26 protein-coding genes and 1 pseudogene are annotated in these 24,792 nt (G+C 62.3%); 5 read left to right on the top strand and 22 right to left on the bottom strand.

Annotation, left to right across the window (positions count from 1 at the left end):
* Nucleotides 1-7: 7 nt before the first annotated feature.
* The 14 genes from LK440_RS01960 to panD all read right to left on the bottom strand — a co-directional run bounded on the left by LK440_RS01960 (nt 8) and on the right by panD (nt 13,538).
* A complete protein-coding gene (locus LK440_RS01960) occupies nt 8-1,033 on the bottom strand; it encodes a PilW family protein (protein ID WP_005015902.1) in 1,026 nt (341 codons plus the stop codon).
* A complete protein-coding gene (locus LK440_RS01955; protein ID WP_005015904.1) occupies nt 1,030-1,614 on the bottom strand; it encodes a pilin in 585 nt (194 codons plus the stop codon). Before LK440_RS01955 ends, LK440_RS01960 begins: the two co-directional genes overlap by 4 nt.
* A gap of 23 nt (nt 1,615-1,637) precedes the next feature.
* On the bottom strand, nt 1,638-2,738 hold the full coding sequence (locus LK440_RS01950) for a type II secretion system F family protein (protein WP_005015906.1): 1,101 nt from the start codon (nt 2,736-2,738) through the stop codon (nt 1,638-1,640).
* Nucleotides 2,731-2,853, bottom strand: a complete 123-nt coding sequence (locus LK440_RS17820) for a hypothetical protein (RefSeq protein ID WP_256374644.1) — start codon at nt 2,851-2,853, stop codon at nt 2,731-2,733. The genes LK440_RS01950 and LK440_RS17820 overlap by 8 nt, the downstream gene beginning before the upstream one ends.
* Before the next feature lie 228 nt (nt 2,854-3,081).
* Nucleotides 3,082-3,957 (bottom strand): ATPase, T2SS/T4P/T4SS family, encoded by an 876-nt coding sequence (locus LK440_RS01945; protein WP_005015912.1) that lies wholly within the window; start codon nt 3,955-3,957, stop codon nt 3,082-3,084.
* A complete protein-coding gene (locus LK440_RS01940) occupies nt 3,950-4,399 on the bottom strand; it encodes a hypothetical protein (RefSeq protein ID WP_005015914.1) in 450 nt (149 codons plus the stop codon). Before LK440_RS01940 ends, LK440_RS01945 begins: the two co-directional genes overlap by 8 nt.
* A complete protein-coding gene (locus LK440_RS01935; RefSeq protein WP_005015916.1) occupies nt 4,377-5,501 on the bottom strand; it encodes a type 4b pilus protein PilO2 in 1,125 nt (374 codons plus the stop codon). The genes LK440_RS01940 and LK440_RS01935 overlap by 23 nt, the downstream gene beginning before the upstream one ends.
* Nucleotides 5,494-7,080 carry a pilus assembly protein gene (locus LK440_RS01930; RefSeq protein WP_005015920.1) on the bottom strand — a complete coding sequence of 529 codons (1,587 nt, stop codon included), beginning with the start codon at nt 7,078-7,080 and terminating at the stop codon, nt 5,494-5,496. The genes LK440_RS01935 and LK440_RS01930 overlap by 8 nt, the downstream gene beginning before the upstream one ends.
* Nucleotides 7,077-7,769: a TcpQ domain-containing protein gene (locus LK440_RS01925; protein ID WP_080601050.1), complete on the bottom strand. Its 693-nt coding sequence runs from the start codon at nt 7,767-7,769 to the stop codon at nt 7,077-7,079. The genes LK440_RS01930 and LK440_RS01925 overlap by 4 nt, the downstream gene beginning before the upstream one ends.
* Before the next feature lie 2 nt (nt 7,770-7,771).
* A protein-coding gene (locus tag LK440_RS01920) for an IS3 family transposase (protein ID WP_101557886.1) occupies nt 7,772-8,892 on the bottom strand; the annotation gives its coding sequence in 2 pieces (ribosomal slippage) (nt 7,772-8,640 and nt 8,640-8,892; 1,122 coding nt in all).
* A 398-nt stretch (nt 8,893-9,290) separates the two neighbouring features.
* Nucleotides 9,291-10,625 carry an extracellular solute-binding protein gene (locus LK440_RS01915; protein ID WP_005015928.1) on the bottom strand — a complete coding sequence of 445 codons (1,335 nt, stop codon included), beginning with the start codon at nt 10,623-10,625 and terminating at the stop codon, nt 9,291-9,293.
* A gap of 4 nt (nt 10,626-10,629) precedes the next feature.
* Nucleotides 10,630-11,886 carry a D-amino acid dehydrogenase gene (locus tag LK440_RS01910; protein ID WP_005015930.1) on the bottom strand — a complete coding sequence of 419 codons (1,257 nt, stop codon included), beginning with the start codon at nt 11,884-11,886 and terminating at the stop codon, nt 10,630-10,632.
* Nucleotides 11,887-12,072: 186 nt separating this feature from the next.
* Nucleotides 12,073-13,113 (bottom strand): CDP-6-deoxy-delta-3,4-glucoseen reductase, encoded by a 1,041-nt coding sequence (locus tag LK440_RS01905; RefSeq protein WP_005015933.1) that lies wholly within the window; start codon nt 13,111-13,113, stop codon nt 12,073-12,075.
* 56 nt (nt 13,114-13,169) lie between these two features.
* Nucleotides 13,170-13,538 (bottom strand): aspartate 1-decarboxylase, encoded by a 369-nt coding sequence (gene panD / locus LK440_RS01900; protein WP_005015934.1) that lies wholly within the window; start codon nt 13,536-13,538, stop codon nt 13,170-13,172.
* Nucleotides 13,539-13,741: 203 nt separating this feature from the next.
* Here panD and sugE point away from each other — a divergent pair, with 203 nt between their 5' ends.
* Complete coding sequence (gene sugE / locus LK440_RS01895; protein WP_005015938.1) at nt 13,742-14,059, top strand: quaternary ammonium compound efflux SMR transporter SugE; 318 nt, start codon at nt 13,742-13,744, stop codon at nt 14,057-14,059.
* A 4-nt stretch (nt 14,060-14,063) separates the two neighbouring features.
* On the opposite strand, the gene LK440_RS01890 is transcribed toward sugE, so the two are convergent.
* The 6 genes from LK440_RS01890 to LK440_RS01865 all read right to left on the bottom strand — a co-directional run bounded on the left by LK440_RS01890 (nt 14,064) and on the right by LK440_RS01865 (nt 19,003).
* Nucleotides 14,064-14,939 (bottom strand): MOSC domain-containing protein, encoded by an 876-nt coding sequence (locus LK440_RS01890; RefSeq protein ID WP_005015940.1) that lies wholly within the window; start codon nt 14,937-14,939, stop codon nt 14,064-14,066.
* A gap of 181 nt (nt 14,940-15,120) precedes the next feature.
* Nucleotides 15,121-16,047 (bottom strand): ectoine hydroxylase, encoded by a 927-nt coding sequence (gene thpD / locus LK440_RS01885; protein ID WP_005015944.1) that lies wholly within the window; start codon nt 16,045-16,047, stop codon nt 15,121-15,123.
* A 20-nt stretch (nt 16,048-16,067) separates the two neighbouring features.
* Nucleotides 16,068-16,466, bottom strand: a complete 399-nt coding sequence (locus tag LK440_RS01880; protein ID WP_005015948.1) for an ectoine synthase — start codon at nt 16,464-16,466, stop codon at nt 16,068-16,070.
* Nucleotides 16,466-17,770 carry a diaminobutyrate--2-oxoglutarate transaminase gene (gene ectB / locus LK440_RS01875; protein WP_005015949.1) on the bottom strand — a complete coding sequence of 435 codons (1,305 nt, stop codon included), beginning with the start codon at nt 17,768-17,770 and terminating at the stop codon, nt 16,466-16,468. The genes LK440_RS01880 and ectB overlap by 1 nt, the downstream gene beginning before the upstream one ends.
* A gap of 118 nt (nt 17,771-17,888) precedes the next feature.
* On the bottom strand, nt 17,889-18,461 hold the full coding sequence (gene ectA / locus LK440_RS01870) for a diaminobutyrate acetyltransferase (protein WP_005015956.1): 573 nt from the start codon (nt 18,459-18,461) through the stop codon (nt 17,889-17,891).
* Nucleotides 18,458-19,003, bottom strand: coding sequence for a MarR family winged helix-turn-helix transcriptional regulator (locus tag LK440_RS01865; RefSeq protein ID WP_025341229.1), 546 nt, complete (start codon nt 19,001-19,003; stop codon nt 18,458-18,460). Before LK440_RS01865 ends, ectA begins: the two co-directional genes overlap by 4 nt.
* A 261-nt stretch (nt 19,004-19,264) precedes the next feature.
* Between LK440_RS01865 and LK440_RS18030 the strand changes: the two genes are divergently transcribed.
* The 3 genes from LK440_RS18030 to LK440_RS01855 are packed head-to-tail and all read left to right on the top strand — an operon-like array spanning nt 19,265 to nt 21,214.
* Complete coding sequence (locus tag LK440_RS18030) at nt 19,265-19,561, top strand: MurR/RpiR family transcriptional regulator (protein ID WP_370510740.1); 297 nt, start codon at nt 19,265-19,267, stop codon at nt 19,559-19,561.
* Nucleotides 19,562-19,566: 5 nt separating this feature from the next.
* Nucleotides 19,567-19,845, top strand: coding sequence for a MurR/RpiR family transcriptional regulator (locus LK440_RS18025; protein WP_370510741.1), 279 nt, complete (start codon nt 19,567-19,569; stop codon nt 19,843-19,845).
* A gap of 37 nt (nt 19,846-19,882) precedes the next feature.
* Nucleotides 19,883-21,214: an aspartate aminotransferase family protein gene (locus tag LK440_RS01855; RefSeq protein WP_005015961.1), complete on the top strand. Its 1,332-nt coding sequence runs from the start codon at nt 19,883-19,885 to the stop codon at nt 21,212-21,214.
* 138 nt (nt 21,215-21,352) lie between these two features.
* Here LK440_RS01855 and LK440_RS01850 read toward each other — a convergent pair.
* Nucleotides 21,353-21,769, bottom strand: a pseudogene (locus LK440_RS01850) (DUF418 domain-containing protein); the annotation flags it as partial.
* Nucleotides 21,770-21,850: 81 nt separating this feature from the next.
* Between LK440_RS01850 and LK440_RS01845 the strand changes: the two are divergent.
* The gene (locus LK440_RS01845) at nt 21,851-22,234 is read left to right on the top strand and encodes a hypothetical protein (protein WP_227944849.1); all 384 of its coding nucleotides are present in this window, start codon (nt 21,851-21,853) and stop codon (nt 22,232-22,234) included.
* A 237-nt stretch (nt 22,235-22,471) separates the two neighbouring features.
* On the opposite strand, the gene parC is transcribed toward LK440_RS01845, so the two are convergent.
* Nucleotides 22,472-24,787: a DNA topoisomerase IV subunit A gene (parC, locus tag LK440_RS01840; RefSeq protein ID WP_005015965.1), complete on the bottom strand. Its 2,316-nt coding sequence runs from the start codon at nt 24,785-24,787 to the stop codon at nt 22,472-22,474.
* Between the last annotated feature and the right edge of the window lie 5 nt (nt 24,788-24,792).

Genomic DNA, 24,792 nt, shown 5'->3' with positions numbered 1-24,792 from the left:
GCGGGCATCACGGCCCGCTGTCGACGGGACGCACGCAAACAAAACCCGTCGTCCAACCCTCGGTTTCAGTCCATTTCCCGCCGTACGACACGGGCACGGCCTTGAAGCCGGTCGGGCAGTGGCAGCCACCGGACACAGGATTAAGCATGGACTGTCCCGTATGCAGGGCGCACCGGGTACGGTTGTTATAGCCGTAAGTGCCCCCGAAACTGCCCTCGCCGGGGCGCCATCGGCCGCGATGGCACTGCAGCAGCTCGCCCTGATCCCCCTGGGCGAGTGCGCCCGTCTCGTGAGTGCCGCAAGCACGACCCAAGACCCTCCTGGCACCTGCCTGCAAATATCCGCCCGCGCTCAAACGATCGCCAGCCACTATCGAGCCTGCGACCGTCAACCCAGCCTGCAGGCGCGGATCGCGATCATCGCCCACTCTGACATAACGCGGATCCAGCCCGCCATGCGAGCCGGCCCACCCCAAGGGCGTGCCCAACGGTACGACTGGCAGATCCGCGCGGGGTGGGTTGGGGTAGCTGAACTGCGCTCCCTGCAAGGCTGGCCGGGCGTACCCCCCGGCCGCCCCCAAAGGCTGCAACAGCGCACCGAGGCGCATCAGGTCTGCCTGCCCGGAACGCGTACGCAAGGCGCGGTCTGCCACGACCAGACCGTCCACCCTGCAATGCTCAGAGGGACACTGCTCGCTGGACAACACGAGCATCCGCACCCCAAAACCCAAAGGCGACAGAACCGGGAAGCCTACGGGTAACAGTCCGTGTTTTTTTAGCTCATCAAGGGTTGGCGTACGCGGATCAGCGAATAAGGCTGTCGTCGACGTACCGCCCGCCCAGCCTCCAAGGTCGCGCGCTAACGCCTGCTCCAGGGCCAACCTCACCTGCTCCATCCACTGCCCGCTGGCCCGCGCAGCGGCTTCTTCGGCTTGCCGCGCCCACTGCCCGGCCGCATATACGGCCACCAACAGCCCGATACTCAGCGCCACGACGAGTTCGAGCAGCGCAAACCCCTGCTGCCTGCGGCTCATGGAAAGGTAAAGACAAAAGTATTGGATGCCGTGCATTGCGCCGCCGCCCGCAAACCATCGTAGGCTTGCGCGGGACTGGCGTCGGCATTTTTGACCAGCACCGCGGCTCCCCTGCCCTGCACACTTACCCGTGAAGCCAGCAACTGCATGGCCGCAGCCAGGCCAGGGCAAGCAGCTGCATGCACGCGATCAAGCGTAAGAGTGAAGGCCGAACCCGCCGCCTGGCCCGGCCGCGCCGCGGCGGCCAGACTGATCGTGCCGTCGTTCAATCCATGGAGAACCTGCGCGCCAGCTCCCTGCCCTGTCACCGTCACTACCCCGGACTCGCGTAGCGCCTCGGCCAGTATGGGTGTTTCCATCCCTGCATACGGCGCCGGTGCTCCCGTGCCAGCGATTCTGGCGCGTACCACGAAGCGCTGCAGAGCCTCAGCCAATTTGGGTACCCGGCTCTCGACCACATACCCCTGAATGGCGGGCACGCCTATTACGGCCACGATAAGCAGAATCGCTGCAACGACGGATATCTCGATCAACGAAAAACCTTGCTGGCACGACCACCTGGGTCGCAGAAAATCAGACATAGATCACCTCCCGTAAAAACGCGTCAGTACGCGGAATAAAAATGTGTCAGGCCATGCCTGAGCTCATCGATCACCCCGTAATGCCACAGCACCAGCCCCAACATGGCAGCCACGGTCGACAACAACAACACCCAACGCCAGAACAAGGCCTGTGCGGCCAGGCGCGGCAACCAAGCCTGCTCGATCCGCTCCCGCGCGCGCGACATGCCAGCCTCGATACCGTGGGCGGCAATCATGTCGCTCATGAACCACCACAGTTGCCGATCGAACAGCCCCGTATCGAACGTGGAGGCATCCACCTGCCCGGCTTCGACACGCTCGAGCATGTGCGTGATGTGCCCGGCCAGCCACGGCGTGGCGTATTGCCGCAAGGCGGTCAGCGCCATCCGTAGCCGGGTATCCATGCTGGCCCCATCGCGAATGAGCACCTCCAGCAGGCTCAAGAACCGTATGGCCTGAGCATCCCGATAAAGACGCCACGGGCCGATCGCATAACAGTGCCGCCGCCATCGTCCTCGCCAGTTCGCCAGCGACCAGACCCACAAAGTCAACCCCGTTGACGCCCCCACGGCAGCCAACGGTCCCCACCAGACGACATGAGCGGCAAACCAGAACAGCAGACGCGTCTGCGGGCCGTGATACTCGTAGGGCAAATCACCAAACACCTGCGCCAGATGCGGCACGGTGAACAGCGGCACCGCCCACACCGTGCCTACCAGTACCGCCAGTGCCACGACCACCGCTCGCAGGCTGGCGCTCAATTGCTTGCGGGCGGCCTCGGCAAGCTGGCAAGCCTGGGCCAGATCCTGCAGACCCTGCGCCAGCGCAGCGCTGCCAGCGGCCTGAGCGGTAGCCAGCATGAGGCAGTCCTGGGCGGGCGCCACCCCGGCCCATAGCGCAGCCAGATTCCCGCCATAGACCCCGCTGGCCTTTGCCCAACGCAACGCCAACCGTCCGCGCCAGTGGCCCCGTCCATAGCGCGCGGCGTCATTGGCAAAGACTTCACGCAACGCCAGGCGGCCGTCGCTGGCCCGCAGCAGTGCACTCAGGTAGGCGTAGTAGTCGGCGCGAGACCGCTGAAACCGCCAGGCATCCAGTCGCAGCAACCACCAGGACTCACGCACGCGCAGCCTCCAGTGCCGCTGCCAGCGCCCGGACTCCTCCTGCCTGGACCGCCCAATGCCGGGGATCGAGGTCGCCGCGCAACACCTTGGCCATGAGCACATCGGTCCAAGGCATACCATCGCCCCCCGGCCCCTGAATCAGTTCAGCAGCCACGCTGCGCCCGCTATAGCCGTGCAGCAGCCGAGGCCCGCAGGCGCAATGGCGGCAGCCATGGGCGCGGCGGCCCCGCACGCCGGCGGTCGGCAATGCCTCGAATATCCGTGCCCAATCTGCGGCCCGTGGGCCGCGCAACAAGACCTCGACCCCCCGTGCGCAGAGAGGACAGGGGCGAGGCAACAACTCCTAATAGACCAGCAGTTTCAGCACCCCGCGCATCTGAAGGAAATCTGCGGGTATGCCGATGAAGTCCGACGACAGCCGGGCCGGTATGCCTTGCGCGGATCCGGCATGTACGGTGGTATAGACACTCACTCCCGAGCCCGCGAGATCCATGAAGGCTCGTCCGGTTTCTCGATCACGCACTTCACCGAGATAGACATCATTCATTGCGCTGCGCTTGATGGTCTTGAGCTTGGCGTCGAAGACACCATCATGATCGGCGTCCAGCCCGCGGCCCACGGTGTTCTGCAGCGCATCCGTGATGCGTATCTCGACGGGATCCTCCAGGGTGATGATTTTTCGGGTGCGGGACAGGCCGCGTAACAGGGTGGCCAGCGTGGTGGCCCGTGTCAGGGCACGCACCTCCGGCAGGCTCACATAGCGTCCGTCTATGCTGTAGCGCACTTCGGCGCGATCCTGCCCCAACACATTGAGGTGAATATCGCTTGCTCCGGCGCCTAGCCCCGCACGGACGATGTCTTCGAACAGCAGCGCCAGCGTTGGCCTTCCTCCTGGTGGCACCGACTCGCGCGGCGCCAACGGCAGAGCACTTGGGGCGCGGAAGGGACGCAGCAGATCCAGCAACAAGGCGGCGTCCACTTGGTAGCAGACCGGACGGGCAAGCGAATAACCCTTGTCATCAAGTTGACGGAGGATTTCATTCATCCACGCGCCGCGGACATAGCGAGCCTGGGCCAGCACGGCGACCTGGCCATTAGCCAGCAGAACAGGGCAAATATGCCCCCTGAGCCCGCCCAGTTCGAGCTCGGCATCCAGAACCCGCTTCAGGGGCGGCTGCAACTGCGCCACTGCATGCAGAGAGACGACAGCCTCATTCATGACTTGCTTCCCGCGGCAGGATGCAGGCCTGGATCAGGGCGCCTGAAGCCTGTTTCAACTTGGCGCAGGGGCCGCGCACGCCAAGCAGCGCCACTGACGTTTCATCCATTGTGGTGGAGCCTTGCAGGCGCGGCGCATCAGAACGCGCGACAAAAACCTGGCCCGATGCGAAGAACTCTGCGGTCAACCTGGACCCCACACCGTAGACGGCCCGCAACTCCAGGGGAGCACTCGACTTCACGGCGTCCGAGCCTGCCTCCGGCTCGGCTTCTGCGCCCGCGTGGGTCTGGATTTCCTGCTGCAACCATTGCTGCACGCTCTGACTCAAGGCATCGGCATGGGCGCCGGAAGCGGGCGACATGATCAGGCAAGCCAACAGCGCGCACCCTGTGCGGAAAAGCACCACGCGTGACCAACCGTCAAGGCAGGGATGTGTCGGCATGAATTTCTCCTTCGAGATGCAGAGTCAGAGGGCTGCGCCGGGCATCGACCCTCTGCGAAAGATCGACCTGCAAGCGCAGCCCTTGCCAATGCGCGGGCAGAATCTCCCAGACGGGTAAGGAATAAGAGCGCAGCGGGCCGGCCAGGCGCAAAAGCCGCAGCCGCCCATCAGGGGTGTCGGCCCATGGGCCGATGCGCATTTCGGAGAACGCGCCGCGCCAAGGTTGCAAAGCCTGCATCCAGCGTCGCTCCAGGGGCTGCGGATCCGCGCGACAGACACTGCCGGCCGTCCAATGCAGAACCGCCTCGTCCAGACCCGGAAAATCCACCTGCCATTGGTCACTCACCCGATTTTGAAAGTCCACGCTCAATGCTTGGGCCGACTCTGGCTGATAGCGGGCCTGGCACTGCCACTGCTGCTGTGGCGAGCACTGCGCTCCGGAAAGCCGCCAACCGGCCGTACGCATAGGCAAGCGGTATAAGCTACCCAGCACCGGCCCGAGACACAGCGCTGGCCGGAACGGACGTTCGGCAGAAACGCTTGCCACCTGCCGCGCTGGCTTGACTGGCTCCCCCATGAAGGCCGACCACGCCACCGCGCAGCCGAGCGCTACGAGCAGCCCTCCCAACCAGCGCGAAGGCCGTGGTGGCAACGCCCGCAACCGCGCAGCCGGCAATGGCGCAATCTGCAAGGCCAGGGAGATCGCATCAGGCGAAGCGATCTCTGGCAGATCAAATGCCTCCAACGCCGCAAGCGCCTGTGTTTTATCGGAGAACATCTGATCGCCTCCGACCAGTACGGCGCCATCCTGGACGGCGACCAGCCAATGCCCCTGATCCAGCGTCACGATAGCCGCAAAGGTTTCTGAACCGTAGCGGGACGCCACTTGCTGTGCTGCGGAATAGCGCGGCCCACGTCCTGGCACCCTTGCGCAACCCGCCGTCATGGCGCGATCTCCGCCAAGCAGATAATGGCTGGCCCGCATCTGCCTGGCGCGCAGACGGGCCAGCGCACGTGCATGGCTGCCCACTACGGCAAACCAGGACAAGCCGTGCACCCACTGGCCGTGAGCACCGACCTGCCGCAGGCAGAGGTCAGCCATCGGCTTCCTCCAGCTGGGCGCTGAGCACGATCACGGTGAGCAGGCGCTCCTGGCGCGCCTGATCTTTGCCGCCAACCACCAAGGGAGCATCGGGCGTCAACCGCTGTCGATCGTAGCTGTCTACACTGCGGTCGAAGCCCGACAGCAGCACGGCTTGTCCTGGCCGCACGCGCACCTGTTGTACGCTGCCATTGCCGTCGAGATTGAGCTGCTGCAATTGCAAAGGCAGGTCGTCATCGCCGAAGGCCAGTGTTTTGAGCGGTTGAGCCGAAGTATTGTCATACCCGATGGACAGCAGGATGCTGCCGTCGTCCTGAGCATCGGGCAGCAGCGTCAGGAAGGTTCCCACCGTGACGCGCTTTTGGTTGATGGACACGGCAGGCAGCTCGGATTTGCCTGGCCCGGCCTGCAAACTCTGCACCTGATCAATGTAGGAAAACGTGCTGTGCACCGCGTACGTCACAGGCCGACGGTTGAGGGTGAGCAACGGAATCGAGCGATGGTGACGAACGGCGCCAAACTGGGCCAACGCGCTAAGCAGTGCTTTCGAGCCGCCCCATGGTCCTTGCGGCAAGCCCGCGCTCAGGCCGGGCGAGATCGTGCGGGCCACGGAGGGGAACACCCCTTCGAGCGCCGCGCGTGCACTGGCATGCAAGACACGCCAATCGATGGCCCCTTCCGCGCTGTTGTGCATAAGAAGCGTGATTTCTTCGAAGAGCAGACGCACGCGGCGCCCTGCCCGCGCATTCTGTTGCGCGATGAAGGCCTCGATACGCGCCAGGACGGCCGGAGTGTCCGTGACAACCAGCGTAGCCTCTGTCCCGGCCAGTGAGGCCACCCCGGAGCGCGAGAGAAAGGGCTCGATCTGGGCACGCAACATCTGAGTTGGCGAAGGAAGCTTGACCTCGACGCTGGCCTGGATGGCGTTGTCGAATCCTTCGGCCTCGGCCACGCGCCGCCCCAGCTGGGCCTGGGATTGCACCGACAAAGGCAACATACGCAAGTCGAAAGCCTGAGTCTGGCTGCGATAGAACTCGATGGCGCCATCGCGGTATCGCCACCAGACAAGCAATCGTGCTGCCAGAGCATCCAGAATGTCGGCCAACGGCTTTGGCCCCTCATGCAGCTCAACCTGCGGTTGGGCGGGTATCACCAGCGCGGCATTGTCGGCCAGGCGAGGCAGAAAGAGTTCAGGCGGCAGCAAGGCCTCTGGCAGAACGCGCACGGCAATGCCGGTAGCCCTATGCAGCCGCTCGGCAATTACGGCCAACCCTGCCCGCTCGGCAAAAATGAGCGTCGTATCGACCCGGGCGCGCAGTGGCGCGGGCAGGGCCACCTCACGGGCCAGCGCCTGGGCCGGACCGGCAAGCCAGGGTTTGCCCACGTCTTGCGCGGCTTCGCGCAGGCTCCGAGCGGCCTCGGCATTCGTCGCTCGGGCCTGCGCCTCGTGCAGCGCCTGCACCTCATCACGCGACCGCCCGAGCATCTCGCGCAGGCTTTGCCACTGGGCCTGCAGAGCGCATCCGCTCAGACTCAGGCAGCAAGCTAACACCGGCAAACGAAAAAACACCGCCCTCATGCGGAAGCTCCGCGGCTGCGGTCGCAACTCTGTGCCAAAGGCACCACCCGCAGTACCTGATTGGCATAGAAGCAGGGTTGAGCCGGCCGATCTGCGAGCTCGATGGAACGTAAGAGCTCGCGCACTGCGGTCTTGAAATCGCCCTCGAATCGGGCCTGGCCTTGCAAAGGAATATCGACGCTGAGCACCCAGTGCTCGGCCGCGAACGTCCATCCGGCCTGAGCTGCCCAACGAGCCAGCACCGCACGCAAGGTGCCGTCGGGTGGGCCGGCAAAGAACACGGGGCTAGCGGTTGCCGACGGGGCAGGTACCGGAATCTCGGGCTCGACGGGCGGGACGGGCTGCGGTGATGCACTTGTCACAGCGACGGCGGCGGGTTCATCCTGAGAAACCTTGCGCGCATAAGCGACGTGATGGCCTCCGCGCATGATCAGGGTTTGCCACTGCCCCGCCACGACGGCATAGGGCTCGCGGCGCGAGTACGGCAACGGCTGCTCGCCAGAGGGACCTAACCCGAAGATGGCAGGCCAGGCCTGCCCCGAAGCGAATTGCAGCCAGACCTCGTGGCTGCCTGCAAACACCTGCAGCGGCGCGACCTCGGCGTCACCGCTCAGGTGCCAGCGGAAATCAAAGTGCTGCGCGGCGGCTTGCCAGGTCGGAGGCGTCGAGGACTGGTGACCTGCCCCCAGATTTAGTACGGCACCGACATAGAGCCCAGGGGTAAAAGACCTTCTTTCTGATGAGCCTGCACGAATTGCGCCGGCGTTAAATATCCGAGCGCGCTGTGAGGCCGATCGGTGTTGTACTCGACTCGCCAGTTTTCGATCAAGCTTTTAGCCTGTCGCAGGGACAAGAACCAGTGCTCGTTAAGGCATTCGTCGCGGAACTTGCCGTTGAAACTTTCGATATAAGCGTTCTCCACCGGCTTACCCGGCCGAATAAACGACAGCTTTACGCCTGCTTGGTAGGCCCAGGCGTCCAAGGCTCTTCCGGCGAACTCTGGCCCGTTGTCCACGGTAATAGATCGCGGCAGGCCACGCATCTCCGCCAGCCGTTGCAGCACCATGGCAACACGCAGTCCCGGCAACGACGTATCGACCTCGATGGCCAGGCATTCGCGAGTGTAGTCATCGACGATAGTCAAACAGCGGAATCGGCGGCCATAGGCTAGGCCGTCGGCCACAAAGTCCATTGACCAACTCTGATTCGGCGCGATTGCCGCTGGGCGAACCACGCGCTCGGTCGCCGCGATTCGCTTACGCTTTCGTTTTCGCACGCTTAACCCTGCCAGACTGTACAGCCGCCAGATTCGCTTGTGATTTGCTTGCCAGCCTTCGCGACGTAAGAGCACATGGATCCTCCGATAGCCGTAGCGTCGTTTCGCCACTGCCATCTCTTTCATGCGCTCGGTCAGCGCAGCATCGCCTGAGCGTGTGCTCTCGTAGGCAAACAGCGACCGCGAAATTCCTACCAGCCCACAGGCCCGGGTAACACCCATGCTGCGCTCGGTCATTAATGTCCTGACCGCCTCGCGTTTGGCCTGCGGGCTGACTACTTTCGGCTTAGCAGATCCTGAAGCGCCGCCTTGTCCAGCATCGACTCGGCCAACAGCTTCTTGAGCTTGTTGTTCTCCTGCTCCAGCTCCTTGAGCCTCTGAGCGTCCGACACCGTCATGCCACCGAACTTCGCCTTCCAGTTGTAGTACGTTGCCTCGGAGATTCCGTGCTTGCGGCACAACTCTGCGGGCTTGGCACCTGCATCGGCTTCCTTGAGCACGCCGATGATTTGCTCTTCCGTAAATCGTTTCTTCATTGCCATTCCTTTGGGAACGGACTCTACATCGATTTCGTACTAATCACGGGGAGCAGGTCACTGGCAGCCCCCTATCAACAGAAGAAAAATCCAGGGAAGGAGACGACACATCGCGTTGACTCTGTAGGGCAGAACAGAGTCATGATCGATAAACATACGATGCGCCGCCAGACCGGCATGTACGCAAGGACAAAGCCACGCCTCGCCCTCAACGTCACCTTGCCCTGCACGAAGTGCACCGCGAATAACTCTCAGTGCCAGTCAGGCACTCCCGCAACCACCTTTAACTTGGTCTGCTCGTGGTACGGAACCAAGTAAAAACCCCTGAAAGCTGGATCCATATCCAACTTTCAGGGGTCTGCTCAGCCAGGGCGGCTTTGCTTGCCCGCAACCGGGATTTAACGCTGCGCGGCGAGGTTGCGCGCCTGGTCCACGGCATTGTTCAGCGCGGAGACGGGCGGTGTTTTGCCGTCGAGTGCATCAGTCAACTGCGTGTTGAGCACGTTCTCGATGCGATCGTAATTGGCGATGCGGAAGCCGCGCGCCTGCGGCGCTACCTGCTGCGCGCGCAACGATGCCACGAGCTGCTGGGCGCCCGGAATCTTGTTGTAGAACGAGACGTCGGAGGCCCGGAAAGCGGCCTCGGTCAACGGCAGATAACCCGTGCGCTGATGCCATTCGGCGGCCACGACAGGCTTGGACAGCCAGGCCAGGAACTGCGCGGTGGCCTTTTCCTGCGAAGCCGGATTGCCCTCGAGCGTCCAGAGGGCGGAGCCGCTGACGAAAGGACGCCCCGGGGTTTGCGTGACCTGGTCGTAGTACGGCAGGGGTGCCACACCGAAAGACAAGCCACGGGTGTTGTTCAGCGCGCCGAAGGCTGAGGAGCCTGCGGTCAACACACCGCACTCACCCTTGGCAAACTGAGAGTCGGGTTTGTTGTCATTGGCGTACGCGGTCAACAGCAACGAACGCTTCCAGCTCACCATCAACGAGATGTGGCGCATATACAGCGTGTCGAACTGCATGGCAGGGGCCTGCTTGGCTGCTGCCAGACCATTGCTGTTGCTGGCATAGAGCTGGTTGTTCATCGGAGCCAGGTTCTCCAGGTGCACCAATACCTGGTTGCTGGAAGCGTACGGGCAATCGATGTCCGCCACGTCACGCAACTTGAGCAGCTCGCCCTGCAGGGCTGTCCAGGTGCGCGCCGGCTGATCGGGGTTCAAACCCGCCTTTTTGTAGAGGGCGGTGTTGAAGAACATTACCGGAACCTCGGCCATCCAGGGGAAGGCCAGCAGGCGGCCCTTGCCGTCGCGCGTGAAGCTGGAGGTATTGGGCAGGAACCAGTTGAGGTCCTTGACCGGATACTTCGCCAACAACTGGTACATCGGCAGGATGGCCTTGTGTTCGGCCACGACTTCGGGCGAATGATTGTCGGCCAACTGAATAAGATTCGGGCCCTTCTTGGCCTTGAGCGCCGCAGCGGTCTCCTGTTGCAGGGCCGCTTGCGTGGGGAAGTCGCGCAGTTTGACCTCCACTTCGTTCTGTTCTTTGTTGTATTGCTTGGCCAGTTTCTCGAACTCGGCCTTGTTTGCGCCAACCAACGTATGCCAGACCTGAATCTGGGTGACGTCAGCATGCGCCACGCCGGCGGCCGCCATGGCCAAGCCAAACACCCACGCGCGCCGGCTGGCGGTCATGGCACGGGCTACGCCCGTAAATTGCAGTTTCTTCATAGGTTCATAGACCAAGAAAAGGAAATTCCGGCTCCGGCCGGCGTCCACTCAACAGATCAGCCAGGGCCCGGCCCGAACCCACCCCCATCGTCCATCCCAGCGTGCCGTGCCCGGTATTCAAATACAGGTTGGCGATGCGAGTACGGCCGATGAGTGGCACATTCGATGGAGTCGACGGACGAAGACCCGACCAATAACTGACGCCCTGGAAATCAAGCGCGTCAGGGAAAAGCTCACGCGCCAAGTTGGTCAGCGCCACGCACCGGTTAGAGTTGAGCTCGCGGGAGTACCCCGAAAGCTCAGCCGTTCCAGCCATGCGCAGCCGATTGCCCAGGCGCGAAAAAACGACTTTGTGGCTGCTGTCAGTAAGACTGGCCGTCGGAGCAGCCGCCGGGTTCAGTATAGGACAAGTCGCCGAATACCCTTTGGCAGGATACACATTGCAAGGAACCCCTAAAGGCCGTACCAATTGGGGGCTGTAACTGCCCATGGCCACGACGTAGGCATCGGCCTGCACACGGCCATAGCGGCCGTCAGGCTGGATGATTTCCACACCCAGCACCTGCCCACCTTCGCTCAGCAAACGCGTAACCCGTGTGCTGTAGAGGAACTCCACACCGGCGGCTTCGCATCGCTGCGCCAGCCCCACGGCGAACAGGTGCACGTCGCCACTTTCGTCTTCAGGTGTGTAATCCCCCCCTACGATATTGGCCCGTTGAGGGGCCAGCGCCGGCTCAATGGCGATGACCTCATCGGCATTGACCACGCGGCGCTCGACGCCAAAGTCACGCATAAGGCCCGCGGCGCGTTGGGAGGTTTCGAATTCGTGGGGATCGCGATAAAAATTCAGGATGCCGCGCTCGAGGTGGTCATACTGAATGCCAAGCTCGGCGCGCATGCCTTGCAGCGTCGATCGGCTGTACTCGGCCATCCGGACCATGGCCCGGATATTGGGTGCCAGGCGCGAAGGCAGGCACTCCCGCAGAAAGGCCAGCCCCCACATCCACTGCCGCCAATCCAATTGCGGGCGGAACAACAGCGGAGCATTGTCCTGGAACATCCACCTGAGCAGCTTCAAGGGTGCCTGCGGATTGGCCCAAGGCTCGGCGTAGGAAACCGATATCTGCGAACCGTTGGCCAGGCTGGTTTCCTGGGCCGGCCCGGTGGAGCGGTCAATGACCACGACGTCATGGCCTGCCTGCCTGAGCCACCAGGCGCTTGAGATTCCTATGATGCCGCTGCCCAAAACCGCTACTTTCATGCGCCAATCACTCCGTGTGTCCCGGCCAAACGCCAACATCGTGCTCGCGGCCAGGTTCCCGCTTAAACACTGGTCGGGCAGTTTACTCTTGCCGCCGCGACGCGCCTATATTTCGAAAAAAAGGGTTGCATCCCGGTCGCGTGCGACCCGGATAGCCCCCCCTGTTTCCCGTACCTATATTAACGCTCAGCCCTTAGCCAGGTCGGCCTCCGAGGTAAAGGCATCGGCATAGAACTCTTCGGCAGGCAAACCGCACTGCAAGCTGAACTCGCGCCGGGCAGCATCGACCATGGGCGGGGCGCCGCAGGCGTAGACCTGATAGCCCGACATATCGGGGATATCCTGCATCACAGCCTCGTGAACGAAACCCTCCCGACCCGCCCAGGCATCCTCTTGCAACGCGTTGGAGATGACCGGGACAAAGCGGAAATCGGGCAGGCTAGCCGCCCATGCCTGGGCCAACTCACACATATAGAGATCACGTGGACGCCGCCCGCCCCAATATAAGGTCACCGGCCTGCGTATGTCGTTATGCGCCATGTGCTCGACCATGGCCTTGACCGGCGCAAAGCCCGTGCCGCTGGCCAGCAACACGATGGGCTTGCCGGAGTCCTCACGCAAGAAGAAAGAGCCGAAAGGCCCCTCCATGCGCAGAATCTCGCGCTCCTTCATCTGCGTGGCGGCAGCGCCAAAAACATGATCGGTAAACACGCCTCCAGGCATGTGGCGGATGTGCAGCTCAAGCGGGCTGCCCTTGTGGGGGGCTGTGGCCATCGAGTAACTGCGCCGTCTGCCATCCTTGAGGATGAGTTCGATGTACTGTCCCGCGTAATAACGAAACTGCTCGGAAGCCGGCAGTTGCAGCTTGATTTCCATCACATCCGGCGCCAGCAGCGTGAGACTCTGGACGCGGGTGGGTATTTTTCGGATCTGAATGTCACTGGCCAGGCGCACCTCGGCGGACTCGATCACCAGGTCAGTTTGCGGCCGGGCCTGACAGAACAGCGTGTACCCTTCGGCCAATTGCTCGGGCGACAAAACTTGCGCTGGCGTATTGCCCGCATCGAACTCGCCTGTCACCACCTTGCCCTTGCAGGTCGAACAAGCGCCGGTGCGGCAGCTATAGGGCAGCACGATGCCGGCGGCCAGTGCCGCATCGAGCACCGTCTGGCCCGGCTCGACCGGAAACTGATGCTGGCTGGGTTCAATGGTGACCTGGAAGCTCATAGAGAATACGAATCGGTGGAGAAATGAAACAGGCGCCCTTTCGGGCGCCCGCGATATCAGTCAGGAAACTTGCGGATTTCTTTGACGCGGTTGCCGTCGCCGACCAGCACGACCGTCGGCTTGTGACGAGCCGAATCCTCTTCGGACATCGGACCATAGGTGCAGATGATCATCAGGTCGCCGACCTGGGCACGGCGGGCTGCCGCACCATTGAGGGAAATAGCGCCGCTGCCACGGGCAGCTTTGATGATGTAGGTATCGAAGCGCTCGCCATTAGTGACGTTATAGAGTTCGATGCGTTCGAACTCACGCATGCCGGCAGCATCGAGAAGATCTTCATCGATGCCACAAGATCCCTCGTAATGGAGGTCGGCTTCGGTGACCGTGACGCGGTGCAGCTTTGCACGCAGCATGATGCGTTGCATAAAAAATGTTCCTGGGTATGCGGGCCGGACCGCGAGTGTTGCCATGTCGTCCAAAGGGACAACCGCGGCCGTGGGGAGTTCCGGCTGGTTCCCTACCGGGGGGTATTTTATAATCTTTGCGCTTGGGGACGACCCTGAGCCTGAGTTACATCCGGGGACGGCCCCCTGGGCGGCCTGCCTGCCCAGTCTTCGCGAGCATCATCATGACCTGGATCATTCTGGTCTTTGCGGGCCTCTTTGAGGTCGTCTGGGCGGTCGGTCTCAAATACACGCACGGTTTCACGCGCCTGGTGCCGTCGCTCATCACCGTGGGCGGCATGCTGGTGAGCTTCTGGCTTCTGTCGACGGCCATGAAAAGCCTGCCGCTTGGCACCGCGTACGCGGTCTGGGTTGGCATAGGCACTATCGGCGCGTTTGTTGCCGGCATCGTGTTGTTCGGGGAAGCCCTCAACGGACTGCGTGTCATTAGCGTGCTGCTCATTGTCGCGGGCCTGATCGGCCTGAAGCTGGCCAGCGGCTGAGCGCTCAGAAGTTCAACTCGATTTCAGCGCTGTCGCCCACTCGCAAGGTCGTCTCGGCCCGGACATCCACGATGCCGTTTTGCCCAAATACCACGCCGATGTCCAGATTGCGATAGGCGGCCAAGGTCTGGCCCGGCTCCGGGTTGGCCACGGCGGTGGCCTGATCGACATCCGGAATGCTGCAGCGCGTGCATGGTTTGACCAGCGCCACCCGCAGGTGGCCAAAATCGATCGTGACAGTCAGGTCTTCGTCGAAAGCCGCCCAGTCGTCCCCCTCGAGCACGATATTCGGCCGGAAACGGTCCATGGGCACCGGAGCGTGCCCCTTGGCAGCCAAACGCTGATTCAAGTCGTCCAGCGATGCCTGGTTGGTCACCAGCAGCGGGAAACCATCGGCGAAGCCAAAAAAATGGTCTCCCTCGAATACGTCCGCCGCCTGCGGATGACGCTCGCGCCAACCCTTGACCCACTCATCGCGGGCTGGTCGGCAGGCTTGCTGATCGACCCTCATGAGGCGGCAAGGCTCCCCCAAAAAGCGGCTCATCCAACCTGCCAGCGCCGCACTTTCGGCCCGCGCGGGTATGCTGTCGCGCCAGACCGTTACCAGTTCGACCTCCGAGGCCAACTGGCTGCCATCAAGAGCCACCTCGATGTCGTCCATGCCGGGTGCGCTCAAGTACAAGGCGGAGCCAGTCAATGCCGTGTGTATCAACGTCATCCGGGGCCATTGCCGCTGCGTCATGAATTGACCCGCTGCGGTCACGATCAGCCAGCGACGATCATGGGCCAGGCCGGCGCGCCCGATCTGGCTTTGCGCCAGATCGATGCCATGACATGACTTGATGGGATAGATATGCAGGCTGCGGACGGTAAGCGACATGATGGCTGGCGGACAGTCGAATGGACCGCGCAAGCATAGCAGAGGGCCATGGAGCCAGAACACGCCGATACGTGGTGCCACGCCCCCGGAAATGGTCGCAGTTGGCCCGTAGAAAAAAATCCCCGACGCCAAGCGCCGGGGTCAAATGCGACCGCGAGCCCTCACACCCGCGGTGCCTAGCTCAACGCTCGACCAGTTTGAGCGCGTCCAGCGGCGTGACGGCCTTGAAGGCCTTACGCGTGGCGATATGCTCCGGTCGCGGGTCGAGCCCGTACCGGGGGGCCGTGAGCGTGTTTTCCATGCTGTTGTAGACCATGAACACATTCGAACGTGGCCACGGCGAGATATTGCTGTTGGAGCCATGCATCGTGTTGCAGTCGAAAAACACCACCGAGCCGGCGGGCGCCATCATGGTCTGCACGCCGCCCTGCTCGGCCAGCAATTGCAGGCTGACCGGATCTGGCACGCCATACTCCTGCTTCTTGAGCGAGTGTTTATAGTGCTCGCGCGGCGTCTGGCCAACGCATGAAATGAATTGGCGGTGCGAGCCTGGCACCAACATCAGCGGCCCATTGGTCTCGTTGTTATCCGACAGCAGCACCGAGCAACTCAACGCGCGCATGGCGGGCATGCCATCCTCGACATGCCAAATCTCGAAATCGGAGTGCCAGTAAAACTCCTTACCCTTGAAGCCGGGCTTCATGTTGGCGCGCGACTGGTGGATATAGACTTCCGATCCCAGAATCTGGCGGGCCACATTGGCCACGCGCGGGTCGCGCGACAGACGAGCCAGAATGGGACTGAGCACGTGCACCATGAACACTGAGCGCACGGCATTGCTGCCGGGCTCGGTGATGGCCTCTTCGCGACGCACAATGGCCGGATCGCGAGTCATGCGCTCGACTTCGGCCAATAAGGCAGCGACTTCCTCAGATGAGAAAAGGTTCTCGAGCAGCAGAAAACCATTGTTCTCGTACGACTGAACCTGCTCCGAGCTCAACGCATCGGCATACGAGCCGTCTCCGTAGACCACCGGATCCTGGCGCGCAATGATGGCTGCGGCACGGTCGGTCCGCGACGCGTATGGGTCCTGCGCAGTTGAAATCATCATCAGCCTCCTATATATAGTCAGGCCGCCTCGGCTTGCGGCAACGCGTAAACGCCATCGGCGTCATGCACTTCCTGGCCGGTCAACGGCGGGTTGAACACGCAGATCACTCGCAACGGCTCCTTGCCGCCGCACAGCCAATGCTCGTCGTGCTCGTTCAGGGCATAGACCACGCCGGGCCCAAGGTCATAACGTTTGCCGTCAGCGATGGTCTCGATCGAACCATCCCCTTCGATGCACCACACCGCTTCAAGATGGTTCTTGTAGTGGATGTGCGTACGAGTGCCCGGAAAGATCGTGGTCTCGTGAAACGAGAAGCCCATATTGTCTTTCTTGAGCAGCACTCGGCGGCTCATCCAGGTATCGGTGCGTACTTCATCGGGGGTTCCGATCACGTCTTTTACGTTACGAACGATCATTAGCGTTTACCTCCAAATTTGAGAACACGGGCCGAGGACTGTTTCTGCCCCAGGGCTTCGGCGACACTGGCTTCGATGACGTCCAGGCCGCGGGCGAGGAGGTCGTCCTCGATGGTTAGCGCCGGCAACACCTTGAGTACCTCGTCGTGCGCACCCGAGGTTTCGATGACCACGCCGCGCTCAAATGCCTTACGCGCGATTTCGTTGGCCAACTCCGGCGTGGTGGTGGCCACCAACCCCTGAATCAGACCCCGGCCGCGCACCGCCAAACCGGCGTTGGGATAGCTGTGAGCCAGATTCTCCAGCCAGTCGCGAACGACGCGCTCCTTGCGCTGAACCTCGGTGGAGAAGGCGTCACTGGCCCAGTAGCTGTCCAGCGCCTGCGCCGCCGTGACGAACGCCAGGTCGTTGCCTCGGAAGGTGCCGCTATGCGCCCCCGGCTTCCAGATGTCGAGCTCAGGCTTCATGAGTACCAGTGACATGGGCAAGCCGAACCCGGACAAAGACTTCGACAGTGTGATGATGTCGGGACGAATGCCCGCCGACTCAAAACTGAAGAAGCTGCCTGTGCGCCCGCAACCGACTTGAATGTCATCGACTATGAGCAGCATGTCGTGACGGCGGCAGAGTTTTTCCAGCTCTTTGAGCCAGCGCAGGGTGGCCACGTTGACACCGCCCTCTCCCTGCACCGTCTCGACAATCACACCGGCCGGCTTGTCCAGGCCGCTGCTGGGATCGTCCAGCATCCGCTCCAGATAGGCGATGGTGTCGACGTCGGGTCCGAAGTAACCGTCATAAGGCATGAAGGTCGTATTGCCCAACGCGTAACCCGCCGCGTCGCGAAACTTCATGTTGGCCGTGACGGACAGCGAGCCGCCGCTGACACCGTGAAAGCCATGGGTAAAGGAAATGATGTTCGAGCGTCCCTTGACCTGGCGCGCGATCTTCAACGCCGCCTCGACGGCGTTAGTGCCGGTCGGACCAGTGAATTGCAGCGTGTACTTCCAGTTGCGGGGTTTGAGCAGCACTCGCTCGAAAGTCTCCAGGAAGCGCTTTTTGGCGCTGGTGGCCATATCCAGCCCATGCACCACGCCGTCGGCAGCGAGGTAGTCGAGCAATTTTTCCTTGAAGACGGGATTGTTGTGGCCGTAGTTCAGCGTACCCGCGCCACTGAAGAAGTCGATGTACTCGCGGCCTTCTTCATCTATCAGCACCGACCCGCGGGCCTGGCTGAATATCACCGGAAAGGACCGAATGTAGCCACGCACTTCAGACTCCATCCGATCAAAAATCTTCAAATCCATGTGATCCTCCCTATCTGTAGTTGAGAGACGACAAATCCCGCGCCGCTCCCTTACGGGACCAGCGGGATCGACATCCTGAGGGTGTTGCAGGACCGTGCGGCCCCTGCCCGGCTAAGGGCTAGTTGGACACTGGTGCAAACGGGCCAATCTTCAACAACATCTCGTCATCATGGTCCGCGCCGCCGAACGTCTGCCGGTCGAAATACGGCTGTTCGGCGATGTGGGCGCCCAATTCGGCGGCCAGGCCGGCGAACGTACGGCGCGAGGCGTGGTTATCCGGCCCCACTGTGGTTTCGAGATGGCGAACCTGGCTGAGCGCATCGCGACGCAGCAATGCATTCAGCATCGCGCGGGCCAGTTTCTGGCCTCGCGCTCTTTCGTGAACCGCGACCTGCCAGACGAACAGAACGTCCTGCCGGGTCGGCGGCTGATAAGCAGAAATAAACCCATCAATGCTCCCGCCGGCGCTTTCTGCGAGTACGCAGGTCGCGCCGTGATGCTCACACAGGAGCAGATAGGCATAGAGAGAATTGAGATCCAGCGGCGGGCAGTCGGCAACCAACCGGTGGATGGCAGCGCCATCATTCAGGCGGGGGGCCCGCAGCAGATGGCTCTCGGTTTGACGGGCCGCGCCGGGCGCGGCCGATTGAGGTGAAGAGGTAGTGCGTGTCTCTGTGTCTATAGTTCTCATACAACCAACCCCGATTCCGGCGGCGCTCCCCCCGTCGGAACCTCGAGAATGGGTGAGGCAGGATCACCATGGGCTTCGGCCACATGTCCCTCCTCTTCCATCAGGGCCACGATGCGTTCGAGTGAAAGCGTGATCGTGGCCTGCTCCAGTTCGGGCAGCGCGTTAAGGGCATCCGCCAGATGCTTCTGCAACGGCGAAGGCGCCTGGGACGCCAGCTCTCGGCCGGCGTCGGTGGCAGTGACAAACACAATACGGCGATCCTCACGACCGCGCTCCCGGCGAATGGAGCCCTTGTCTTCCAGGCGATCCAGAATGCCAACCACCGTGCTGGGGCTGACGTGGATCTCGCGGCTGATGGCCGTGGCCGTCAAGGGGCCATTGGCAATCACCGTGCGCAGGCACATGAGCTGGGGCGCGGTGATATGGCTGACCGCGGCCAACTGGCGCGAATGCAATGCGATCGAGCGGGTAATCCGGCGCAAGGCGCGCAGGATGCGCAAGTCGTACTGCTGCGAGGGATCCGTCGTGTTGACGCTGTTCATATTCATGATTCGAAAATTAATTTCTATACTAATGATATGGGTCGATGTTATTCAAGTCAAACCAAAATTCCGTGCACGATGTAATTAAATGGACACCGATGCCATGAAGATCGCAAAAAATACCGTTATCTCAGTAGCTTGGGCATTTCAGAAAAATAATTAGGGACGTGTTTATTGGCGATTTCCCCTAGTCAGATAAAACGTATGTTTTTTCTATGGCGGGGTTTTATCATTTGTTTTCTGTTTCGTGAGGAACCACGCTTGCCCGCCGAACTGCCCATGACGCCGCGCGCCCGCCTCGATCATCTACCGCCGGAGTTGCAACGAGCCGCACGTTGGGTTTTCCTGGGCACGAGGTCCGCTTTTGGCATCGCCTACCAGATGCGCTATGCCTTTCAGATGCTGCGCAGCAACGGTCTGCTGCTCGACGGACTGGGCGGCATGACAGCCGAGGAGGCAGACCTCTTGCAGGAAGGCGACGCACTTGTGGTCATCTCCCAAGCGCCCTACCCCACGGCCTGCGTTCGCCTGGCCCGCCAGGCATCCTCCGAGGTGTGACGGTGGTGGCACTGACCGACAGCCCGCTATCGCCGGTGGCCACCGGTGCCCTTCACACCTTGTGCTTCACGGCGGCGAAACAGGCCGACAACGCGGCGACGCACTCAGGACAGGGGTCTTTCTTTCACACTACGGCAGGGCTGCTGGGCCTGGCCGAGCATGTCATCGCGCGCGTTGCCACGCTGGGCGGGCCTCAGGCACTTCAACGTTTGAGCGACGTCGAGGCCCGGCTGGCCGAAGAGCACGTGTATTGGGCGCCGACCAGACGCACGGCGGCAGGCTGAGCATGTCAGTTCATAAACGTTCCTGGGGCATCCCATCATGAGCAACACCCATATACTGCACCGGTCCTTGCGCCAGACGCCTTCCGTGGCGATACGGGGGTCGGGCGTCTGGATCCACGACAACGCAGGCCGCTCCTATCTCGACGGCTCGGGCGGCGCGGCGGTTTCCTGCCTGGGCCACAACCACCCTGATGTGCAGGCCGCCATGCATGCGCAGATCGACGCCATCTCGTATGCCCATACGAGTTTTTTCACGACGGACGTCGCAGAAAGACTGGCCGACCGACTGGTGGCCGATGCGCCCGCGGGCACCAGCCATGCCTATTTCGTCTCCGGCGGCTCCGAAGCCATCGAGGCAGCGTTAAAAATGGCCCGACAGTATTTTGTGGAGATCGGCCAGCCCGAGCGGCGTCACATCGTCGCACGCCGCCAGAGTTATCACGGCAATACGCTAAGCGCTTTGGCCGTGGGCGGCAATGCGTGGCGCAGAGCCCAGTTTGCACCGCTGTTGATCGAGGTCAGCCACGTCTCGCCTTGCTATGCCTATCGGGACCAACTGCCGGGAGAAACTGACGACCATTACACCGATCGCTTGGCCGCCGAATTGGAGGAGGCTTTCCAGGCACTGGGACCTGCATCCGTCATGGCCTTCGTGGCCGAACCGGTGGTCGGTGCCACGGCAGGCGCCGTACCTCCCGTTCCAGGCTACTTCCGCAAGGTGCGCGAGGTATGCAACCGTCACGGCGTGTTGCTCATCGCTGACGAGGTCATGTGCGGCATGGGCCGCACCGGCAGCCTGTATGCCGTTGAACAAGAGTCAATCACGCCCGACCTGATCACCATTGCCAAAGGACTCGGAGGGGGCTTCCAACCGATAGGCGCGGTCATGGTGCAGCATCACATTGTCGAGGCGATGCGCACTGGAAGCGGGTTCTTCCAGCACGGCCACACTTATCTGGGCCATGCCGTGGCTTGCGCAGCGGCGCTCGCCGTGCAGGACGTCATCCGCCGCGATCAATTGCTGGCTCGCGTGCGCCTGCAGGGCGAAGGCCTGATGCAACGCCTGCACGCCGCTTTGGGCGAGCATCCTCATGTGGGCGACATCCGGGGACGGGGCCTCTTCGTCGGCGTAGAACTGGTCGCCGAGCGCGACGACAAAACCGCATTCGATCCAGCGCTGAATCTGCACGCGCGCGTCAAGCGCGAAGCCATGGCCCGCGGGCTGATGGTCTACCCCATGGGGGGTACCATCGACGGCCGGCAGGGAGACCACATTCTCATCGCCCCGCCGTTCATCATCAGCGACGATGAGCTCGATCAGCTCACTGAGCGGTTGCATGGCGCCATCGATGCGGCCATCGCCGGATGACACTCGGCCGACAAAGCGCCTGGAGACAATCCCGGGACCTGCCAGCCGGCTAAGAGGCCCGCAGCCAAGCGGGCCAGCGCCGAGGGTAACCGCCCGTAGCATCCACTCCGCCGGTCCGTAAACATGCCGATGCAGCCACCAGGCGGACAACGGCAGTTGCACGGCAAATACCGCCAGCGCTTGGGCCACCACCACACCCGGCGAGACATGTCCGATCAACGCCAGCCCCCACGCCGAGTACAGCCAGGCCCCCACCAACGACTGCAGCAGATAGTTGGACAGCGCCATACGGCCTGCCGGAGCGAATGTTTCTTGAAGGGCCGGCCATTTACGGCATGCCAGTAGAAAGAGCGCGCCATACCCCAGCGCAAGCAAGGGCGCAGTGAAAAGTCCAAGACCCAGCCCCGCCAGGCTCCAGGCCGGCGCCCAGGGCGGCTGAGTGCCCAGCGCGTAAAGCGCGGCACCTGCCAAGCCCAGAGGCAATCCCAGCCAAACCAGCCCCCGCAGCAAAGCGGCAGGCGCATGGGTCAGGGCCTGGCGTTTGCACAGAGCCATACCTGCCAGAAACATCGCCAGTACATTCGGGCCCTGGACATAAAAAATCGTCCGCCAAACGTCCCCCGTCAGGTCGCGCCAATGCTGGGCGATGAGTTGTTGCACGCCGCTGCGATAAGCCGCCGCAGCGGCCTCGATGCCGGCGATTTGCGCCAGAAGCGCATCGCGCGGCCATGGCTGATCGAGCGCCAGCAGGCCGACAGCCAGCCACAACGCAGAACCCGTGGCGACGAGCCCCAGCGCCACCCTCCATGCACGCCGCGCCGGCCAATCGCGACAACTCAGCAATACGAGGCCAAACACGCCATAAGCCAGCAGAATGTCACCCTGGTAGAGCAGGACTGCGTGCAACAGCCCTACGACCATGAGCGCAAGGCAACGGCGCCGCAGGCGCACGACCGGATCCGCACCCTCGATGCGTGCGCGGTCGATCTGCAGCACAAAGCTGTAACCAAACAGGAATGAAAAAAGCAGATAGAACTTGGTTTCGAAAAACAGGGCGACCAGCCCCTGGACCAGCCAGTCCACGGGACGGTCAAATCCGGGAGCCATCAGGCCTGACCCCAGATATGGCAAGGCAAAAACTTGGTAATTCACCACCACAATGCCCAGCAGCGCGAATCCGCGCAGGGCATCGAGCGACGGCAGGCGAGAAGACGTCATGAGAGCAAAAGATGGCGGGGGCGGCGCGCCCCCGCCGGTTTACAACACAGGCGAGAGCAATGGCTGTTTGGGGCGCACGTCCAGCGCGCGTCCCTTGCGGGCACGCTTGCCCAGATAAGGAGCAAGCGTGGCGCCCACCAGAATGTCTTCGGTGGCCTTGTTGCGATAAATGCCGGCTGCCCGCAGGCCACCCGCGCCGATCGGCACGGCCTGATCCAAGGGATCGTTAGCCTCCAGTCCCATCAAAATGGTGCCCCGTCCGCCTCCGGACAAGCTCTTTAGCTCATCCAGACCAAACACCAGCAACTTGCCCTTGGAAGAAAGCAAAGCCAACTGACGAGCGCCCTCGAACAGCGGCACCGGCCGCAACAGCGCATCGCCCTTGTCCAGCGTCACGAACTGTTTGCCACCGCGCTGACGGCTGCTCATATCCGACAGCTTCGTGGCAAAGCCATAGCCGCTGCGCGTGGCCAGCAACCAGCGGCTATCCGTGGCGGCGGCGATGGTATGCATGATGCGCGTGCCGGCCTCGAGGTCGATCATGGTCGTCACGGGCTGGCCATCGCCACGCGCCGAGGGCAAGGCCGAAACGGCGACCGAGTAAACCCGTCCATTGTCGCCAACGGCAATCAGCGTATCGGTGGTGCGGCATTCAAAAGCGCCGTACAGATCATCGCCCTGTTTGAAACTGAATTGGCCGGCATCGTGCCCATGCCCCTGCCGGGCCCGCAGCCAGCCATTGCACGAGACGATGACCGTCACCGGCTCGTCGACCACCTTGGTTTCCAGCACGGCACGTTCGGCGCTTTCGATGAGCGTGCGGCGTTCGTCCCCGAACTGCTTGGCATCGCTTTCGATTTCCTTGATGAGCGTACGCTTGAGCGAGCTGGGATTCTCCAGCAAGTCCTGCAGACGGACTTGCTCTTCGCGCTTGTCGGCAAGCTCCTGCTCGATTTTGAAGCCTTCCAGCCGCGCCAATTGGCGCAGGCGCATCTCCAGGATGTCCTCCGCCTGACGCTCGGTCAGGTTGAAACGCGTCATGAGTGCCTGACGCGGCTCATCGGACTCGCGTATGGTCTGAATGACCTCGTCGACATTGAGGTAGACCACCATGCGGCCTTCCAGCACATGGATACGGTCCAGCACTTTATCGAGCCGGTAGCGCGTGCGGCGCAAAACGGTATCTGTGCGGAAAGCCACCCACTCTTCGAGGATGTCGCGCAGCCCTTTCTGGCGCGGCCGGCTGTCGGTGCCGATGCACACGAGATTGATCGGCACGTTGCTTTCCATGCTGGTCTGAGCCAGCAGGGTGTTGACGAACTCGTCGCGATCCACCCTCGATGTCTTGGGCTCGAACACCAAACGCACCGCCGCGTCCTTGCCCGACTCGTCCCGCACGGCATCCAGCAGCGCCAACATCATGGCCTTGCTCTGTTGCTGCTCCGGCGTCAGGGCTTTCTTGCCCGTCTTGACCTTGGGATTGGTCAATTCTTCGATTTCTTCGAGCACTTTCTGGCAGGAGGTGCCGGGCGGCAACTCATGCACGACCAGTTGCCACTGGCCGCGAGCCATTTCTTCGAACTGCCATCGAGCCCGAGCCTTGAGTGAGCCACGCCCATTGGCATAAATCTGAGCGATGTCGGTCGCCGGCGTGATGATCTGCCCGCCACCTGCGAAGTCCGGCCCCGGGATGATCTGCAGAATCTCCGCATCGGGCAGCTTGGGATTACGGATCAAGGCCACGCATGCCTGCGCCACCTCGCGCAAATTGTGCGAGGGAATCTCAGTCGCCATGCCCACCGCAATGCCCGAAGCCCCGTTGAGCAACATGACAGGCAGACGAGCGGGCAACATCTGCGGCTCTTGCTGGCTGCCGTCGTAGTTGGGAACGAAGTCGACCGTACCCTCATCGAGCTCGTCGAGCAGCAGCCGGGCGATCGGGGTCAGCCGCGCTTCGGTATAGCGCATGGCCGCCGCGTTGTCGCCGTCGCGCGACCCGAAGTTGCCCTGCCCGTCGATCAAGGGATATCGCAAGGAGAAGTCCTGGGCCATGCGCACCATAGCGTCATAGGCGGCTTGATCGCCATGCGGATGGTACTTGCCCAACACATCGCCGACCACCCGGGCGGACTTCACGGGCTTGGAGCCACTTTGCAGGCCCATGGCCTGCATGGCGTACAGAATCCGGCGCTGCACAGGCTTCTGACCGTCGCCGACATCGGGCAGCGCACGACCGCGCACCACCGAGACGGCATAGTCGAGATAGGCCTGCTCGGCATACAGGCCCAGCGTGATGGCGGCATCATCGCCGCCGGACGGAGCATCGAACAGCCCCGCTTGATTGCTGTCAGTCATGGTGT

Source organism: Bordetella holmesii (assembly GCF_020735985.1).
In the GTDB taxonomy this organism is placed as follows: domain Bacteria; phylum Pseudomonadota; class Gammaproteobacteria; order Burkholderiales; family Burkholderiaceae_B; genus Bordetella; species Bordetella holmesii.
Note: the sequence above shows the minus strand (reverse complement) of the source record. Positions and strands in the feature narration are given on the sequence as shown.